The 18,011-nt window shown below is 52.4% G+C and carries 17 protein-coding genes; 11 read left to right on the top strand and 6 right to left on the bottom strand.

The genetic code is table 11. From position 1 onward, the window contains the following. Positions 1–130: 130 nt before the first annotated feature. Positions 131–1,594, top strand: a complete 1,464-nt coding sequence (locus CR46_RS0113955; protein WP_030073925.1) for an alanine/glycine:cation symporter family protein — start codon at positions 131–133, stop codon at positions 1,592–1,594. A 39-nt stretch (positions 1,595–1,633) separates the two neighbouring features. Next, positions 1,634–2,650, top strand: a complete 1,017-nt coding sequence (locus tag CR46_RS0113950; protein WP_030073924.1) for an asparaginase domain-containing protein — start codon at positions 1,634–1,636, stop codon at positions 2,648–2,650. Here CR46_RS0113950 and CR46_RS0113945 read toward each other — a convergent pair. The 6 genes from CR46_RS0113945 to CR46_RS0113920 form a co-directional block, all read right to left on the bottom strand. Further along, entirely contained in the window at positions 2,647–3,519 is an 873-nt protein-coding gene (locus CR46_RS0113945; RefSeq protein ID WP_030073923.1) for a DMT family transporter, read from the bottom strand. The two genes, CR46_RS0113950 and CR46_RS0113945, sit on opposite strands and share 4 nt — an antisense overlap. Positions 3,520–3,801: 282 nt before the next feature. Beyond that, positions 3,802–5,034: a DUF3422 domain-containing protein gene (locus tag CR46_RS0113940; protein WP_030073922.1), complete on the bottom strand. Its 1,233-nt coding sequence runs from the start codon at positions 5,032–5,034 to the stop codon at positions 3,802–3,804. Between the two features lie 59 nt (positions 5,035–5,093). Then, positions 5,094–6,323: a nucleoside recognition domain-containing protein gene (locus CR46_RS0113935; RefSeq protein ID WP_030073921.1), complete on the bottom strand. Its 1,230-nt coding sequence runs from the start codon at positions 6,321–6,323 to the stop codon at positions 5,094–5,096. 84 nt (positions 6,324–6,407) lie between these two features. After that, complete coding sequence (locus CR46_RS0113930; RefSeq protein ID WP_030073919.1) at positions 6,408–7,340, bottom strand: LysO family transporter; 933 nt, start codon at positions 7,338–7,340, stop codon at positions 6,408–6,410. After that, positions 7,341–8,072, bottom strand: a complete 732-nt coding sequence (locus CR46_RS0113925) for a hypothetical protein (protein WP_030073917.1) — start codon at positions 8,070–8,072, stop codon at positions 7,341–7,343. Between the two features lie 88 nt (positions 8,073–8,160). After that, positions 8,161–9,096: a 2-hydroxyacid dehydrogenase gene (locus tag CR46_RS0113920; RefSeq protein WP_030073915.1), complete on the bottom strand. Its 936-nt coding sequence runs from the start codon at positions 9,094–9,096 to the stop codon at positions 8,161–8,163. 225 nt (positions 9,097–9,321) lie between these two features. Here CR46_RS0113920 and doeA point away from each other — a divergent pair, with 225 nt between their 5' ends. The 9 genes from doeA to CR46_RS0113870 all read left to right on the top strand — a co-directional run bounded on the left by doeA (position 9,322) and on the right by CR46_RS0113870 (position 17,926). Further along, positions 9,322–10,521 carry an ectoine hydrolase DoeA gene (gene doeA, locus CR46_RS0113915; protein WP_030073913.1) on the top strand — a complete coding sequence of 400 codons (1,200 nt, stop codon included), beginning with the start codon at positions 9,322–9,324 and terminating at the stop codon, positions 10,519–10,521. Between the two features lie 27 nt (positions 10,522–10,548). Further along, positions 10,549–11,580, top strand: a complete 1,032-nt coding sequence (gene doeB, locus CR46_RS0113910) for a N(2)-acetyl-L-2,4-diaminobutanoate deacetylase DoeB (RefSeq protein WP_030073911.1) — start codon at positions 10,549–10,551, stop codon at positions 11,578–11,580. 8 nt (positions 11,581–11,588) lie between these two features. Beyond that, positions 11,589–12,065, top strand: a complete 477-nt coding sequence (locus CR46_RS0113905; protein ID WP_030073909.1) for an Lrp/AsnC family transcriptional regulator — start codon at positions 11,589–11,591, stop codon at positions 12,063–12,065. Between the two features lie 260 nt (positions 12,066–12,325). Next, positions 12,326–13,822, top strand: a complete 1,497-nt coding sequence (locus CR46_RS0113900) for an NAD-dependent succinate-semialdehyde dehydrogenase (RefSeq protein ID WP_030073907.1) — start codon at positions 12,326–12,328, stop codon at positions 13,820–13,822. Positions 13,823–13,992: 170 nt separating this feature from the next. After that, a complete protein-coding gene (locus CR46_RS0113895; RefSeq protein WP_030073905.1) occupies positions 13,993–15,426 on the top strand; it encodes an aspartate aminotransferase family protein in 1,434 nt (477 codons plus the stop codon). A 131-nt stretch (positions 15,427–15,557) separates the two neighbouring features. After that, positions 15,558–16,235 (top strand): haloacid dehalogenase type II, encoded by a 678-nt coding sequence (locus tag CR46_RS0113885; protein ID WP_030073903.1) that lies wholly within the window; start codon positions 15,558–15,560, stop codon positions 16,233–16,235. 61 nt (positions 16,236–16,296) lie between these two features. Next, a complete protein-coding gene (locus CR46_RS0113880) occupies positions 16,297–16,644 on the top strand; it encodes a putative quinol monooxygenase (RefSeq protein ID WP_030073901.1) in 348 nt (115 codons plus the stop codon). A 57-nt stretch (positions 16,645–16,701) separates the two neighbouring features. Next, positions 16,702–17,169 carry an S-ribosylhomocysteine lyase gene (locus tag CR46_RS0113875; RefSeq protein ID WP_030073899.1) on the top strand — a complete coding sequence of 156 codons (468 nt, stop codon included), beginning with the start codon at positions 16,702–16,704 and terminating at the stop codon, positions 17,167–17,169. A gap of 145 nt (positions 17,170–17,314) precedes the next feature. Beyond that, positions 17,315–17,926 (top strand): LysE family translocator, encoded by a 612-nt coding sequence (locus tag CR46_RS0113870; protein ID WP_030073898.1) that lies wholly within the window; start codon positions 17,315–17,317, stop codon positions 17,924–17,926. Positions 17,927–18,011 lie beyond the last annotated feature (85 nt).

The following is an 18,011-nucleotide window of genomic DNA, read 5'->3' as shown; positions in this document are numbered from 1 at the left end:
CATCGCTGCGCCAAATTTAATTCTTTCCTATGCTTGGTAAAACGTTCTCCGCGGCGCGGTTTTAAGAAGCGCGACATAAAACGACGCGAATTCCAACATAACGCTAATACAAGAACGCGGAGAACATCACATGCTTGATATGCTCAATGAGCTCCTTTGGGGAAAGGTACTGCTAGTGCTGCTAGTAGGCGTTGGCATCGGTTTTACCGTTACTTCCCGCTTTGTGCAGTTTCGTTATTTTAGCCAAATGTTTCGCATACTGGGGTCAGGTCAGGCCTTTAAGCGTAATAAACATGGCCACTTAAGTTCTTTTCAGGCGCTTGTTCTGTCCGTGGCGGGTCGCGTGGGCGGCGGTAATATTGCCGGCGTGGCGGTCGCAATTACGTTAGGTGGTCCAGGGGCTATTTTCTGGATGTGGCTGGTGGGCTTGATGGGGATGGCGACTAGCTTCTTAGAGTGCACCCTGGCGCAGACCTACAAAGAAGCGGAAGGCGATGGCACGTATCGCGGTGGCCCGGCGTACTACATCGTTAAAGGGTTAGGCAAACAGTGGCGCTGGCTGGCGGCGTTTTACTCGGTGCTATTGCTGCTAACCTTTGGCTTTGCCTTTACCGCACTGCAATCCTATGCGGTAGCGACCTCGTTTGGTGACGCCTTCGGTGTGCCGGTGCTTTACAGTGGTATTGCCCTGGCCATGCTGGTAGGGCTGATTATTTTTGGTGGTATCAAACGTATCGCGCGCATCTCGGAGTATTTGGTGCCCTTTATGGCGGTCAGCTATATCGCCATTGCGCTGCTGGTTATTGCCATGAACATTGGTGAAATCCCCAGCGTTATTGCGCTAATTGTAAAAAGTGCTTTTGGCCTTGAGCCGGTGGTGGGTGGCGGTATTGGTGCGGCCATTATGATGGGCTTAAAGCGAGGCCTGTTTTCTAACGAAGCGGGTCTGGGCAGTGCGCCCAATGTGGCGGCGGTAGCCTACGTACCGCACCCAGCCAACCAAGGTATTGTGCAGGCGTTTTCGGTGTTTATCGATACCGTGATTATCTGCTCGGCCACGGCGTTTTTGATTCTGCTCAGCGGTGTGTACGACCCGGCCGCAGGCGCTGGTGTTGAAGGCATCGCCCTCACTCAGGCGGCGCTTGCCGACCATGTAGGCGAATGGGGTCGCACCTTTGTTAGTCTCGCGCTGCTGCTGTTTGCGTTCAGTACTATTTTGTACAACTACTACCTGGGCGAGAACAGCCTCAACTTCTTTAGCCGCGACAACCAGAATCTGTTTAATGCTTTCCGAATCGCCATTGTGTTGCTGGTGTGCTGGGGTGCGACAACAGATCTTGGCACTGTGTTCGGCTTTGCCGATGTCACGATGGGCCTGCTGGCAGTGGTCAACCTTGTGGCGCTGATTCTGTTGTTCAAGTGCGGCCTACGTATCCTTAACGATTACGATAGCCAGCGTCGCCAGGGCATCAAACAGCCGATTTTCGATGCTAATCAACACCCAGACCTTGAGCTAGATCCGAAAGCCTGGGAGCTGGAGCCTGAAGAGGCCGAAGCGTTAAAGCAGCGTCTGGAAAGCGCGCCCGCTAAGTAAGCCCTCGCATGCACGAACGCTATTAGATAAGGAGAGACTATGCCCCGCGTACTCATGCTCTACACAGGCGGTACCATTGGTATGCAGCCATCACCACATGGGTATGTGCCTTGCGCGGGGCTGGCCGAGCGTTTAACCGCGCACTTAGCGCTGAGCAACGCCGACAGGCTGCCATCGTTTGATGTGCTAGAAATGCGGCCTCTGATTGATAGCGCCGAGCTAATGCCCGACGCCTGTAACCGTTTAGTGGCACAGTTAGAAAGCCACTGGCAAGCATACGATGGATTTGTGGTGCTACACGGTACCGATACTATGGCGTTTAGCGCCGCCGCGCTGTCGTTTATGCTTGGCGCACTCAACAAGCCGGTGATTTTCACCGGCGCCCAAATTCCTTTGGGGGAGCTTCGTAGCGATGCGCTGAATAATCTCGTTAGCGCACTGCAATTGGTGGTCCATCCCGCAACACCTTGTGAAGTAAGTCTGGTTTTTCACGACCGACTCCTGCGCGGTAATCGTGCGCGCAAGGTGCGCACTCAGGGCTTAGATGCCTTTGACTCTCCTAATTTCCCCTGGCTTGCCGAGCTTGGCATCGGTATGACATTTCCACAGCCCTCTGCGCTACTGAGCGGACTGCCTAACTTTACGCCCATCGAGGTGGATGATGAGGCGGTAGCCATCTTGCCACTTCATCCTGGTATGTCCCTGCGCCGCGCCAAGTTGCTGCTGGCCGATGAACGCCTAAAAGGCTTGATTCTGCATAGCTACGGCGTGGGCAACCCGCCTAGTTTTGAAGGCGAGCTGTTAAAGGCGTTAACGGCTGCAAATGAACGAGGGGTCGCACTGCTCAACGTGACTCAGTGTGCCCAAGGAGAAGTCGTGCAGGGAGCCTACGCCACCGGCGCGGCGCTGAACCAAGCCGGTGTGATTGCGGGAGGTGACATCACGCTGGAAGCCGCTATGGCGAAGCTCACGGTACTGCTAGGTCGTGGAGTGAGCGGCCCTGCACTGCGCAAGGCACTTGGCGGCTCACTACGAGGCGAGTGTAACGCCCCTTAGCGACGGTTAGAGGATACGCTGAGAGCCGTTACAGTCACTAATATTAACCCCATACCGATCATTTGAGTCACACCAAGAGTCTCTCCCAAAACGGCAACACCAAACAGTGTTGCTGTGACCGGCTCTACCATGGCAATCATGGAAGCGAGGGCGGGCGCCGTATGTTTAATACCCTTGATATACAGTAGAAACGACAGGCCAGCACCCAGAATACCTAGTGCCACAAATAGTGGTAGATCTGGAGAGCCTAAAACGCTGGTAACTTGGTCGGTTTCGGCGGGTAGAATTAAAGCAATAGCCAGTACGCTAAAGGCAATCGAAAGGATAGCCTGCGGGCTGCCATGTGGCGCGGCATATTTAAAGCCAAAAATGAACAGGGCGTAAGAAAGCCCCGCGAGTAGTCCCATGGTCACACCAAGTAGAGATATGCTGCTCGCACTAATCTCATATAGCTTAGTGAGTAGCACGACGCCAAGCATCACTAAAAAGATGGCTACCCATTTTGCAGCAGTCGATTTTTCAAGCTTGAGAGCAAAGGAAATGAGATAAACGAAGATGGGAGCACAGTACATCAAGGTGGCGGCGACAGCAACGTTAGCATGCTCAATACTGATAAAATAGAACGTAAAATTACCAGCTACTCCAAGACCAGCAATGATTGACCAGAACCAAAGCTGACTATTTTTCAGACCGCTGTGCTGTTGTTGAAACAGTAGCCAGATAAGCGCGAAGAGGAGACCTACGAACCCTCGATAAAACGATACAACGGAAGGATCCCAACCGTCTTCTAAAAGAACACCAGCAATTCCTCCAGAAACACCCCAAAAAAAGGCAGCTAGTACGATAAAGATAATATTTGCGCTTACCATTCTTTAACCTTTCATCCTTGAAAACGTCAAACATAATTTGTAGCAATAGGCGCTTAGTCATCCTGACAGCTGCCTGCTGAGTACCCCTGTGATACTTAGTTAGCGAAGGTAGTAGTACTTGATCAAACAGAAACAACTCTCCTTACAAAAACGATTTTGGCACGCTTCCAGGCCACTAAGACATAACATAGTTTATAGTTGGCGAGATGGCAGCGGCTGATAACCAATACACGCCTGACGATCACCTCATCAGGCGTATAGGTAGCCAAAATTAATCTTCGGCTAGTGCTTTTTCACCTTCCAAATTCGCCAGATTAGGATAGCTATAATGAGTGCGCTCAGTGGTGCGATGATGGAGGCGGCCACATTAGGTTCGATATCGACACCTAGAGCGCTTAAGCTCTCTAGCCCTAATTTCATCAAGCTGAAAATGTAGTAGCTGATGACGATGATCGAGAGGCCTTCAACGGCTTTTTGGATTTTGAGTTGGCTGCTAGCGCGGGCATCTAAACTCTGCAAAATTTTGTAGTTTTGCCTCTCGATTTCGACCTGGGTGCGGGTACGTAACAAGTCGTTTAAGCGTGTGGCACTAGTGGCTAGGGTTTCCACCCGGCGGTTCATGGCATCGCAGTAACGCACCGCCGGCTCAAAACGGCGCAAAATAAACGTGCCAAGCCGAGGATAATTGCCTAGTCGCTCTTCGCGCAGTTCATCAATGCGTGCCAACACAAGGTTGGCATAGGCATCGGTGGCGCTAAATCGCTGGCGTGTTTGTACAGCGCAGCGCTCAAGTTTCGCTGAGAGTAGCGTTAGGGCGTTGAGCAATGGCTCGGCAGGTGAGGTGTGCTGTTCGGCGTGCTGATGAGAGAGCGCTGATAGCTCCATTTCGTAGTGCTGCAACTCACGACTGAGCGCTTTGGCTTCCGGGAGCGCCAGCATCGCCATCATACGATAGGTTTCAATATCAAATAAGCGTCTTGCCATTCTGCCTAGTCGATAGCTATCCAGACTATCGTTAACCAGCAGTAGACGGTTTCTTTGTTGATCATCGAGGTTGAAATCGCTCCACACCGTGGCGTCACCGCCGCCTACCTGAGAGCCCGCTGGCTGATCTAACCCATAGGCGTCCACACTGCCTGCCCAGCGATGGGCAGTTTCCACGCGCAATACGCTGGCGCTGATGATTTGCTCGGCAAACTCCGCTAGCACACGGGCTAAAAAAGTAGGTGGTGTTGGCCATAGGCGAGGGTTGCTGTTGTTATCGTGCTTAATGGTCAGCGTAAAAAACTCGGTGTGCCGCTCCCATTTGATTAAGCAGCCCTGGCAACTGACTATTTGTTGCACCTGATCGGGTGTGATCGTGATGTCTGTTACTTCCGCTAGGCGGTTAAGCAACGTAGTAACGTTATCGCCTTCAAGCGTAAAGGCGTAATGATGAAGGCAAGCAGGCCCCTCAAAATAGAGGGGCGGCCTCGCGTGTAGCTCGTTATGTAATGCTGCGTGTTGAGCATGCATGAAGCAAATTACCTGATCTATTGTTGTTACGAGTGTTGTAAATTAGCTACCAAGCTGCGTTAGCCAAAGAACCAGTAGCAGACAGCAATGGCGGTGATAATGCCAGCGGCATCTGCGATCAGCGCGCAGCCAAGCCCATGACGAATACGGGTGACGCCAATCGCACCGAAATAGACTGCTAACACGTAAAAGGTTGTTTCGGTGCTGCCTTGCAGAGTAGCGGCTAGCAGACCAGGAAAACTATCGACCCCGAACGTGTTCATGGTTTCGATCATCATGGCCCGCGAGCCGCTACCAGAAAGGGGTTTTACAAAGGCGGTAGGCAGCGCATCCACAAAACGAGTGTCCCAACCAGCCCCTTCCACCAACCAGCGGATGCCACTTAGCCCTGCATCTAGAACGCCGCTGGCGCGTAGTACGCCAACCGCCACCAGCATGGCAATAAGATACGGCAGTAAGGTGACCGTAAAGCTTACGCCTTCTTTTGCGCCTTCGATAAAGGCGTCATATACCCTCACCCCCCGCAGTGCGCCGACCACTAAAAACATCATTACAATAGAGAACAGCGTCAGGTTACCTACCAGTGTTGAAGCTGCCGCCAGTGCTTGGGCCGACATCCCCGCCAACGTGGTGATTAATAGCCCTAGCGCCAGGGCCGCAGCAACTAAATAGGCCAACACCACGGGTTGCCAAAGTTTTAAGCGCTGCATCAGCGACACGGCTAGAAGTCCAGCCAAACTAGAGGCGCTGGTGGCCAACAAAATCGGCAGAAAAACCAGGGTGGGTTCAGCCGCGCCTTGTTGGGCACGATAAATGAAGATCGTGACGGGTAGCAGCGTCAGTGATGACGTGTTGAGCACTAAAAACAGAATTTGTGCGTTGCTAGCGGTATCGCGGCTCGGGTTGAGACTTTGCAGCGATTGCATGGCTTTAATACCAATCGGTGTGGCAGCGTTATCTAAGCCGAGAATGTTAGCTGCAAAGTTCATGCTAATTAGCCCCATGGCAGGGTGATTGCGGGGCACTTCTGGCATTAGGCGAGAGAAAAGCGGATCAAGTACGCGGCCTAGTAGGCGAATCATGCCCGCTTTTTCAGCAATCGAAAGAAAGCCTAGCCAAAGGGTCATCGTGCCTAGCAGCACTAAAATAATATCCACGCTGACCCGCGCCATATCGAACAGTGACTGCACTAGGCGCGCAAAAACCTCGCTATCGCCACCGATTAACCACTGCCACAAAGACGCCGCAAACGCAGCAATAAAAAAACTTAACCAAATTCCGTTTAGCATGGCATGCAGGCATCCTGAGCAGTGAACGAAAAGCGTTTTAAACAGAGAACGCTGTTTATCCTACCCAATGAAAGCCTGCTATCGCTAACCTGAAAGCGAAAGAAAAAATAGAATCAGGGGGGGAGACAGCAAAGACAGGATAAATCCACTAACCACCGCAATCGGAACGCAGGCAACACCACCGTGCTGTTGAATCACCGGTAAGGTGAAATCCATAGAGGTTGCGCCGCCATAGCCAATGGCCAGTGCTGTGTGGCGATGAATAACGAGAGGAATCAGGATAAATGCCAACAGTTCGCGGGTCAGGTCATTGAAAAATGCCACACCGCCCATTAATGGGCCAAGTTGGTCGCCAATCAAAATAGCCGAAAGCGAATACCAGCCAAAACCTGATGCCATGGCTAAGCCTTCGTTCCAACTAAGCGAAAGAAGCGGGGCGGCTAGTAAGCCCGCCAGCAGTGAGCTCAACGCCAGAGTGATCGCGATGGCAAGCCCCAAGCGGTTCAGTAAAATTTGTTTAAGCGGCATGCCGGAATTGCGTAGCTGACAGCCGATCAGTACTAGCAATACGTATAGTACCCACTCTGCTAACCAGTCGGCGGTAGTAAACAGCACGTCACCGATAATCGGGCCGAGCAGTAGCCCAACCAGCACGCCCCCTGCCACCACGCCCACCAGCATTAATGAACCCTGCATAGCGGCGAGTTTGCTGGTGGGGGCGTTTTTCACGACAGGTGAGCTTCCGGCTTTAAGTGCCACGCGACGGGATAACCACCAGAGTGCCCCAAGGTTGAACAGCGTAGTAATGCTGAACAGTAGCAACGCGTTTCCGCCTAGCCTTGAAAGCTGGCTGCCTAGGTTTTCAAGCCCAGCGAGGCTTATCCCCATAAATAGTAGGATTAAATAAACCGAGCCACTAACGGCTCGGTTGATGAGACTGAGTAAGCGGGGAGAGCGAACGCGTACTAGGTAGCCCAGGAAAAGGGGCAATAAAACAATCAGTAAGCCAGAAAGCATTTAAGGAGCGCTATCCCCAGCAGGGTTGAAGTGAGTGAGGGTAAGAGAGGTCTGTCGGCGTCCCTCTTTTTGGTATTCTGCCGTAAGAATCAGGCCTGGCCAATCTGGGTGGAAGTTTATTTGTAGATGCCGGTCTGGTTTTTCTTTATCAATCAGCGTGACGCGCGTTGTTTCGAATTCACCTGCAGGGACGCTAATAGTAGTGGAACCGTTAACAGTTTGCTGATCGACATAGTACTGAAAGTGTTCATCACGCCCACGGTGATCAACAAACTCGATATCGCAAGGGGCACTTTCTGTGCAGCCTTGGCGCCCTGCCCGTCGGGAAAGATCAAAGAGCGCAGCTTGGCGATCAAGCGAACTAATATCGCTTTCGTTGAGTTGGTAACTGTCACCGACTCCCAGCAGTGAATAGCTGCTGTTATAAAGCAACGAATGAGTGGTGGCATCGTCTATTGAAAAGCGGCTGCGCTCTTCACCACGGGCAACGGCGACCGCAAAATTCATACTGCTTAGCCAGTGCTGTCCTTCATTACTTAAGGTGTGAGTTATCGTCGCGCTTGGCCATCCGCGTATTTCTAAGCGATATTGAGCCTGAAAAGGGTGAGGCGTCTGAAGAGCTTGCTCATCAGGTGTATCTGCTGCCGCTAAGCTGCACAGGGTAAGTATGCAGGCGCCTAATATTGCGCTTGCATACGTACGCTGCCTGTTGCCAAGTGTGACATGACGCAAAGGCCCTTCCTCCCTGTGACGTGTTCTCCTAAGAGCCTTTAGCAAGCGCTTGGTTCCCTGTGCAGTATAGCGTGCACTTGCCTAAGCGTCAGTAACCCGCTTCTGGGCTGACCGTTGCCAGCGATTCGCCCGCCTCAAATGCCTTGATATACGACACCACTTGATCGATGGCGTCATTTAGCGGTGTAGGCGCAGCCATATGAGGCGTGATGATAACACTGGGGTGCTGCCATAGAGGGTGATTGGCAGGCAAAGGCTCTTCGCAAAAAACGTCGAGCAATGCACCGCGCAGGTGTCCGGGATGCTTGGCATCGCCTAGCGCGTCAAGTAACGCCTGCTCATCAATTAAGCTGCCACGACCCGGATTAATCACGCTGGCGCCTTTAGGCAATTTCGCTAGCTGTTCAGCGTTTAGAATGCCTTTAGTAGCAGCGGTGTCAGGCAAAATAGTGACCACGCTTTGCACCTGTCGAAGCAGCTCATCGAGCCCTTGTTCTCCATGCAAGCAGCGCACGCCGTCAATCTGTTTAGGCGAGCGGCTCCAGCCGACGACAGGAAAGCCTGCCTGCGAAAGGGAAGTCGCCACAAAACTGCCAATGGCACCAAGACCTAAAACACCCACAGGCCACTGAGCTTTTTCAGGCACAGCATGGGGCTGCCAACTGGCGCGCTGCTGTTGGGAAGCGTAGCGGTCCATACTACGGTAGAAGTGCAGTATACCGTATAGCACGTAATCTGCCATAAGCTCGCCCATGCCCGCATCGCGCAGTTTCACGATTGGGACGTCGCTTGGTAAACCTGGGGTTTTCAGCAAGTAATCGACACCGGCACCCAGGTTGATAATGCCTTTTAGTTGGATTTGCTCGTTAAGTAAATGAGCCGGTGCTTTCCAAACCGCGAGATAGTCTGCGTTTTGACGCTTATTCTCAGGGGCATCACTGGTAAGTACGGTTGCCTGTGGCAAGGCCTCAGCAAGGGCGGTTTGCCACTGGGCCGCATCGTCGATATGTACAACTATTTTCATTTTTCCTCCTCACAGCAGATTAACTATGGTTACGCTACCACGGTGCGTCACAATTTTTGTCATAAAGGCTTTGACCGGCAACCAAGGGTCGGTGCTAGTATCGCCCTAAGACGACATTGGCGGGCCTACTGCGGCGGTGGCCAGGTCGATCCTGTGGCCCAGCGTAACTAACTTATAACAAGTGAAGGCGCTGGTTCTTAGTGATCTTTGATGGCGAGTTGCCCGATGACTGAGGTTTCCCTGCCTTTCACGCGTAAAGAGTATGCTAATCGCTTGTGGAAGGTGCGTGCAGAAATGGCTGTCCGTGGAATTGACGTATTGATCGTCAGTGACCCTTCCAACATGGCATGGCTAACCGGCTATGACGGCTGGTCTTTTTATGTGCATCAGTGTGTACTTGTGGGGCTTGAAGGTGAGCCTGTATGGTTTGGTCGCCGTATGGATGCTAACGGCGCTCTGCGAACCTGCTGGATAGACCCTGACAATATCACCTACTATCCAGACTACTATGTCCAAAATCCAGACATGCATCCGATGGAATATTTGGCCCAGTCGATAATGCCCGACCGTGGCTGGCATACCGGCGTGGTGGGCATGGAGATGGACAACTACTACTTCTCTGCTAAAGCCTACCAAAGCCTTTTGCGTGAGCTTCCCCATGCGCGCTTTATGGATGCTAACGCTCTCGTAAACTGGTGCCGAGCGATTAAGTCGCCTCAAGAAATCGCCTACATGCGCGTGGCGGCAAAAATTGTTGAAGGCATGCATACGCGCATTTTGGAAGTCATTGAACCTGGGCTGCCAAAAAGTAAGCTGGTCTCGGAAATTTACCGCGTCGGCATCGAAGGATTTATTGACGAGAACGGTAAGGTGTTTGGTGGTGACTATCCTGCCATTGTGCCTATGCTGCCCACTGGAAAAGATGCCGCAGCGCCACACTTAACCTGGGATGACACGCCATTTCGCAAAGGCGAAGGCACGTTTTTCGAAATTGCCGGTGTGTTCAAACGCTACCACGCACCGATGTCGCGCACCGTCTTTCTAGGTACGCCCCCGGCAGACTTCATTCGTGCTGAATCTGCTTTGCTGGAAGGCATCGAGAGTGGACTCGCCGTGGCTAAGCCGGGTAATCGTACGGCGGATATTGCCATGGCGCTGGGCGCGGCGATGGATAAGTACGGTTTTGACCGTGGTGGCGCACGCTGTGGTTATCCTATCGGTATTTCATACCCGCCGGACTGGGGCGAGCGCACAATGAGCTTACGTCCTTCAGACGACACTATTCTTCAACCAGGCATGACGTTTCACTTCATGCCTGGCCTCTGGGTAGAAGATTGGGGGCTAGAAATTACCGAAAGCATTCTGATTACTGAAAATGGCTGTGAAACCCTGGCTAATTTTCCGCGCCAGCTGTTTGTTAAGTAGCTGTCTATACAATACAAGGGACATACGATGACGCTTCAACCGAACCAACTGCGGCCAAGCCCTATTTCTGCCACCGTTGATTTCGACGCCGACGGCATTCAACACGGCTTTTTAAAACTGCCGATTTCGACCGATGAGTCTGCCTGGGGCGCGGTGATGATTCCTATCACCGTAGTGAAAAATGGGGAAGGCCCCACGGCACTACTAACTGGCGGTAATCATGGTGATGAATACGAAGGCATTACCTCGCTGCTTAAACTATCTTCCACGTTGAAAGCTGAAGAGGTGAGTGGCCGAGTAATTATTGTGCCGTGTATGAATACCCCCGCAGTTATGGCGGGCAAGCGCACGTCGCCGATGGATAAAGGCAATCTGAACCGTAGTTTTCCCGGTGATCCTAACGGTACCGTAACATCGCAAATTGCTGATTATTTTACCCGTGTATTGGTGCCCATGAGCGATGTCGTGCTCGATCTGCACTCTGGCGGGCGTACCCTGGATATTCTGCCGTTTGGCGCCTCCCATGTGTTAGACGACAAGGCTCAACAGCAGGCGGCGCTAGAGGGTGCCAAAGCATTCGGTGCCCCCTACGCCATGGTGATGTTCGAGCTAGACGCAGAAAAGCTATTCGATACTGCCTGTGAGCGTCAGGGCAAAGTGTTTGTGGCTACCGAACTTGGCGGCGGCGGCACGTCTACTCCCCAAAGTATTGCGATTGCAGAGCGTGGCGTACGCAACTTTTTAATTCATTACGGACTGGTGGAAGGCACCATCACTATGCCTGCAGGCGGGCAGATGTACCTCGATATGCCGGATGCCAGCTGCTACGTGCAAAGCCAGCACTCTGGGGTGTTAGAGCTGTTGGTGGCGCTGGGTGATGAAGTGAAAAATGGTCAAACCATTGCCTATGTGTACGACATGACCCGCAGCGGTACCGCGCCAGTGGCTTATAAAGCGGAACGCGACGGTATTTTAATGGCTCGCCGAGCGCCATCGTTAATCAATATGGGGGACACCTTAGCGGTGATTGCCGATGTTGTTGAACGCCTGGAGGCGTAACATCCGGCATGATGAAACTAGACCGTTATGACCTAAAGATCCTTGATATTCTTGCGCGGGATGGCCGGATAACCAAGTCGAAGCTCGCCGAAGCGATTAATCTCTCGGTTAGCCCCTGCTGGGAGCGGGTGAAACGGCTGGAAAATGCCGGGGTGATTGAGGGCTACACTGCGCGCATCAATGCCGAGGTATTGGTGCCGCGCAACCCTGTTTGGGTGCAGATTGAACTCAAACAGCACAACGCTGAAAGTTTTTCCCGCTTTGAAGCCTTGGTCATGCAGACGCCAGAAGTAACTGAGTGTGTGGCAGTAGGGGGCGGCGTCGATTACTTAGTTAAGTTTGAAGCCCGCACCATTGATAGCTATCAGCGCTTAATCGACAAATGGCTGGTATCTGATGCGGGTATTGAGCGCTACTTTACCTACATCGTTACGAAAACAGTTAAGCATGAACCTATCGGCGTGGACTGCAGCACGTCGCTGTAATGGTTTGTCGTTGCCGTGGTTTGTCGTTGCCGTGATTTAAAGGACCGCCCCGAAAAAACACCCTTCAAAATAGACTTTCACAAAAAAAGTGCCGGAATTCTCCGGCGCTTTCAAAAACACTTCGTGCGCTAACTCCCTTAACCTACACACACTGAATCAGTTCAGTTTTCAGCTGAGCTGATGATCTATCGTTTTATGCGCAACGGCTTGCTGGCCATGCTTGGCTTCACCGTAAATGGCTGCAACCTGGGGAGGTGCCCATGACCCTACTATCGACGACGCTTGTTAAACGCCTGGAAGATCCGCGCCTGTTCCGGCAGTACGCCTACATCGACGGGAAATGGACGCATGGCGATGCTGGCCGTGAAGAAGCCGTCTACGACCCCGCGACGAACGAAGTCATTGGGCACATTCCGCTGCTGGAAGCCGAACAAATTACCGCTGCAGTTGATGCGGCCGAATCTGCTTTTGTTCACTGGCGCGCCTTGCGTGCTGACGAACGCTGCGAGCGGCTGCTGGCATGGTACGACTTGATTCAAGCGAACCGTGAAGATCTAGCGACCATCATGACGTTGGAGCAGGGTAAGCCGCTGCCGGATGCTCGTGGTGAAGTCGAATACGGTGCCAGTTTCGTGCGCTGGTTCGCTGAAGAAGGGAAACGCACCTACGGCGAAACCATTCCCAGCCATATCCCCAACGCCTCACTTGGCACCATTAAGGAGCCGGTCGGTATTGCGGCGATGATTACGCCGTGGAACTTCCCGCTGGCCATGATTACCCGCAAGGCCGCAGCGGCATTGGCGGCTGGCTGCCCGGTAATCATTAAGCCTGCCAATGAAACGCCATTTTCAGCGCTGGCGCTGGCGGAGCTTGCCGAGCGGGCAGGTATTCCAGACGGTATTTTTAACGTCGTGTTGGGTGATCCTGCCGAGGTCTCGAAAATTTTGTGCAGCGAGCCGCGTATTCGCGCGCTTTCGTTCACTGGTTCCACCCGTGTTGGCCGATTGTTAATCGAACAGAGCGCAAACACGGTTAAACGCCTATCGCTGGAACTAGGTGGCAACGCGCCGTTTATCGTGGGGCCTGATATGGACCCTAAAGAGGCCGCTTATGCCGCAGTCTCGGCGAAATTCCAGACGGCAGGACAAGATTGCTTGGCAGCCAACCGTATTCTGGTACACGAATCTATCCACGATGAATTCGTTGAGCAATTTACTGAGCGCATGGCGGCACTGACCGTGGGTAACGGCCTGCATGGGGAAGTTGACCTTGGCCCGCTTATCCACCGTCAGGCTGTCGAAAAAGCGGCATCGATTGTCGATGATGCGATTTCCAAAGGCGCCACGATGATTGCAGGCGATCAAAGCCAAGCGCCGGGTGATAACTTCTTTATGCCGGTGCTGTTAACCAACGTGACGCCGCAGATGAAAGTATGGCGTGAAGAAAACTTTGCACCTGTGGCCGGTATTACCGCTTATAGTAGCGACGACGACGTCATTGAGATGGCCAACGACACTGAGTATGGCTTAGCAGCTTATATCTACACCCACGATATTCGCCGCATTTGGAAGCTAATGCGTGCGCTTGAGTATGGCATGGTCAGCGTCAACTCAGTGAAAATGACTGGACCACCAGTGCCTTTTGGTGGCGTGAAGCAGTCCGGCCTGGGCCGTGAAGGCGGCGCTACGGGTATCGATGAGTATTTAGAAACAAAGTATTACTGCCTAGGGGCGCTAGGTTCCGTCTCGGGAAGCTAACCGTCGCGCGCTAAAACGCTCTCCCATAACCGCAACTTAGTAATGCTATAGCGCTTGTGGGAGGCTGGCTCCGCCGGGCGAAAGGTTCGCTAGGTGCGCAAATTATGAGTCACCAATGATAAAACACCCTCTCCAACCAATGGGGAGGTTTACTGTATAGAGAGAACGTTATGAGCTTGCATCAGGATCTGATCGAACGCGACCGTAAAGTCACTTTTCACGCCTCAACCCACCTTCGCGACTTCGCCCATGGTGATTTACCAGGCCGTGTTATTACCGGCGGCAAGGGTATTAACATCGTCGACAAAGATGGTCGTGAGTTTATCGATGGTTTTGCGGGTCTTTACTGCGTCAATATCGGCTATGGCCGCACTGAAGTAGCCGAAGCGATCTATAAGCAAGCGCTAGAACTTTCTTATTACCATACTTATGTGGGCCACTCGAACGAGCCGCAGATTGAGCTTTCTGAGCGCATTCTGAAAATTGCCGGTATGAACATGTCTAAGGTTTACTACGGCATGTCAGGGTCTGACGCTAACGAAACCCAGCTCAAAATTGTGCGCTACTACAACAACGTGCTGGGTCGCCCGCAGAAGAAAAAAGTGATCTCGCGTATGCGTGGTTATCACGGTTCCGGCATCGCTTCCGGCTCGCTCACCGGTTTGAAAGCGTTCCACGACCACTTTGATCTGCCGATTGACACCATTCGCCATACCGAAGCACCGCATTACTATCTGCGCGCGGCAGAACAGCACGGCATGACCGAGCGTGAATTTTCTGGCTACTGTGCCGATAAGCTGGAAGCGATGATTCTGGAAGAAGGCCCCGACACCGTGGCGGCCTTTATTGGTGAGCCGGTACTGGGTACCGGTGGTATCGTGCCGCCGCCAGAAGGCTATTGGGATGCCATTCAAGCGGTACTGAATAAGTACGATGTACTATTGATCGCTGACGAAGTCGTATGTGGCTTTGGCCGTACCGGTTCAGACTTTGGTAGCCACCACTACAACATGAAGCCTGACTTGGTCACCATTGCTAAAGGGCTAACTAGCGCCTACCAGCCGCTTTCTGGCGTGATTGTTGGCGACAAAGTATGGAAGGTACTGGAGCAGGGAACCGGCGAATTTGGTCCCATCGGTCATGGTTGGACCTATTCAGGTCACGCACTGGGCTGTGCCGCAGGCCTTGCTAACCTGGATATTATCGAGCGCGAAAATCTAGTAGGTAACTCTGCCGAAACTGGCGGTTACTTCCAGCAGCAGCTCAAGGCCACCTTTGAGGGTCATCCGTTACTGGGCGACGTACGCGGTGTTGGCCTAATGGCCGCGCTAGAGTTCTCTCCAGACGCCAAACAGCGCCTGCATTTCGACCCAGCACTTAAAGTTGGCCCGCGTGTCGCAGCAGCAGCAATGGAAGAGAATCTGATTGCCCGTGCCATGCCGCAAGGCGATATTCTGGGCTTTGCGCCACCGCTGACTATTAACCGCTCTGAAGTTGACGAAATGATTGGTCGTGCCAAGCGTGCCATTGATCGCGTGACTGATGAGTTGGTGCGTTCTGGCGATCTTAAAACCGGTCAGCAAGAAGCCGCTTTTACAATTTAATAACGCGTATTGCTAGCCAAACGCCGCTGCCCGATGCAGCGGCGTTTTTGTTTTTTAAGAGGGCAGCTATGCTAGAGAAATAAAACCACCTATCGCCAATGATTGTCTTATCCACCACGCCAGGAGCTGTCATGCAACCAGTACTCGCCTTTGATGTATACGGCACGCTTATTGATACCCAAGGGGTATCGGTAGAGTTGGAACGCCGCCTTAGTGATGCCACCAAAGCAGCAGAGTTTGCTAAGCGTTGGCGGGAAAAACAGCTGGAATATAGCTTTCGTCATGGGTTGATGGGGGCTTATGTGCCGTTTTCGGAATGCACGCGGGAGGCATTAGTATTCACCGACCGCGCGCTGCAAACGGGCCTATCAGATAACGACCAAGACCACTTAATGGCCGTCTATGCTGAGTTGCCTGCATTTCCCGATGTGATCCCCGCGCTTGACCAGCTCCGTGATGCGGGTATTCGCTGCGTGGCGTTTTCTAACGGCACTCAAGAAGCTGTCACTAAGCTACTTACGCGCGCGGGCGTGGAAAGCCATATGGATGACGTGGTCAGTGTTGATGATGTTAAACGCTTCAAGCCGGACCCCGCCGTATATGCTTATTTACGCACCCGCTTAGAAGCACGCCCAGAACACACCTGGCTGATTTCCAGCAACCCGTTTGATGTCATTGGGGCAACCCATGCTGGCTTGCGCAGCGCCTGGGTGCGCCGTCACTCTGACGCTCCGTTTGACCCCTGGGGAGGTGAACCGGATATGACGGTAACTGATTTAGAAGCGCTGGCGGACCGAATGAGTCGTTAGGTTGTGAACCCGCATCGACAGGCCGCATAATGATGCCCACTCAACCGCTTAGGATATAACTATGTCAGAAAAAATTTACTGTATCGCCAGCTTTAAGCCCAAGGCCGGAAAAGAAGAAGCGGTATTTAAGGCACTGCAAGCTTTGGAACCTAACACCCATCGCGAAGATGCCTGTATTCACTACACCGTCACGCGGCAGATTGATAACCCGTTTGCCCAAGGCACCAGCTATCCAATTGTATTTCACGAAATTTGGGCCAGCCGTGAAGAGTTTGAGGCCCATTGCCAGCGTAAAGAGATTCAAGATTTTTTCGCTAAGCACGTTGAGTCCCCTGAGGGCGATATTGAAGATGCAAACGTGTGTGTCTATACCGACGAGCCGTGGAACTTTGACGCTCCTAAGGTGTAAAAAGCACTAACGGTTGTTTAGACGACGCAAGCGATATACCAAGATGACGGAGCCAATATGACCGAAAAGAAAATGAACGTCGAAAGCTTTAACCTGGACCATACCAAGGTAAAAGCGCCTTACGTACGTTTGGCTGATATTAAAGAAGGCCAACATGGCGACCGCATTCATAAGTATGATTTGCGCATTTGCCAGCCTAATAAAGGGCACATGGAGATGCCGGCACTGCACTCCTTAGAGCACTTGATGGCTGAGATGTCGCGTAATCACACCGACAAGGTGGTTGACATTAGCCCGATGGGCTGCCAAACCGGTTTTTATATCGCAATGATCAACCACGATGATTATGACGATGTGTTAAGTATCATCGAGAAGACGCTAAATGATGTGCTAACCGCAACGGAAGTACCCGCCTGTAATGAAATGCAGTGCGGCTGGGCCGCCAGTCACAGCCTGGAAGGTGCCCAAGAGCTTGCTAAAGACCTGCTGGCTAAGCGCAGTGAATGGAACCAAGTATTTGCGTAAACGTTAGATGCCAGCGCGCGACTTGTTCGTCCAACGCCTCCTTTTTGGAGGCGTTTTAGTATTAGTCTATTAACTGGTGGAAAACGCTGAGTGGCAGTGACATGCTGGCAGCTCAAGCGTACTTACCAGTGGGTGGTGCATTAACATGTTATTCGATACATGGTTGCTATATTTCATTGCCTGCATAGGCTTGTCGCTTTCACCAGGGCCGAACGGCCTGCTGGCGCTTACCCACGGGGCGCTGCATGGCAGCCGAAAAACACTGTTCACTATCGCCGGGGGCGCTACAGGATTTATCTTGATCATCGCCCTGTGTTTGTTTGGTATTGGGGCGCTGGTTAAGTCGTCTGTGGTGTGGCTAACCGTGCTGAAATGGGTCGGCGGAGCCTACCTTGTATGGCTGGGTATTCAGGTATGGCGTTCACCGCCTATCAGTGGGGAAGTTGATGTGAATGCCAGTTGGAAGAGTGGCTGGCATCTATACCGCCAAGGCGCACTGTCATCCATCACTAACCCAAAAGTGCTGCTGTTTTTCAGCGCATTTTTACCTCAGTTTATTGATCCGCAACGTAGCTTGATCCTGCAGTTTTTCGTACTGGCAGGCACCTTTGTGATCATTGAATGCTTAGTTGAAGGCTTGCTTGCCAATATGGCTAACCGCATTCGTCATTGGTTGAAGCGTGTTGGCCGTGGTTTCAACCGCACCTGTGGAGGTATTTTTGTCGCTATTGGCGCGGCACTACCACTGCGGGCTTAACACTAACCCTGGGTGCTTTTGTCTGGAGATAGATGCGGCAACGTTATCGATAAACGGTACTTAAACGGCATAAGTAAACCAAATG

Source organism: Vreelandella neptunia, from assembly GCF_000712975.1.
In the GTDB taxonomy this organism is placed as follows: Bacteria; Pseudomonadota; Gammaproteobacteria; order Pseudomonadales; family Halomonadaceae; genus Vreelandella; species Vreelandella qaidamensis.
This window is presented reverse-complemented; position numbering and strand designations above follow the sequence as displayed.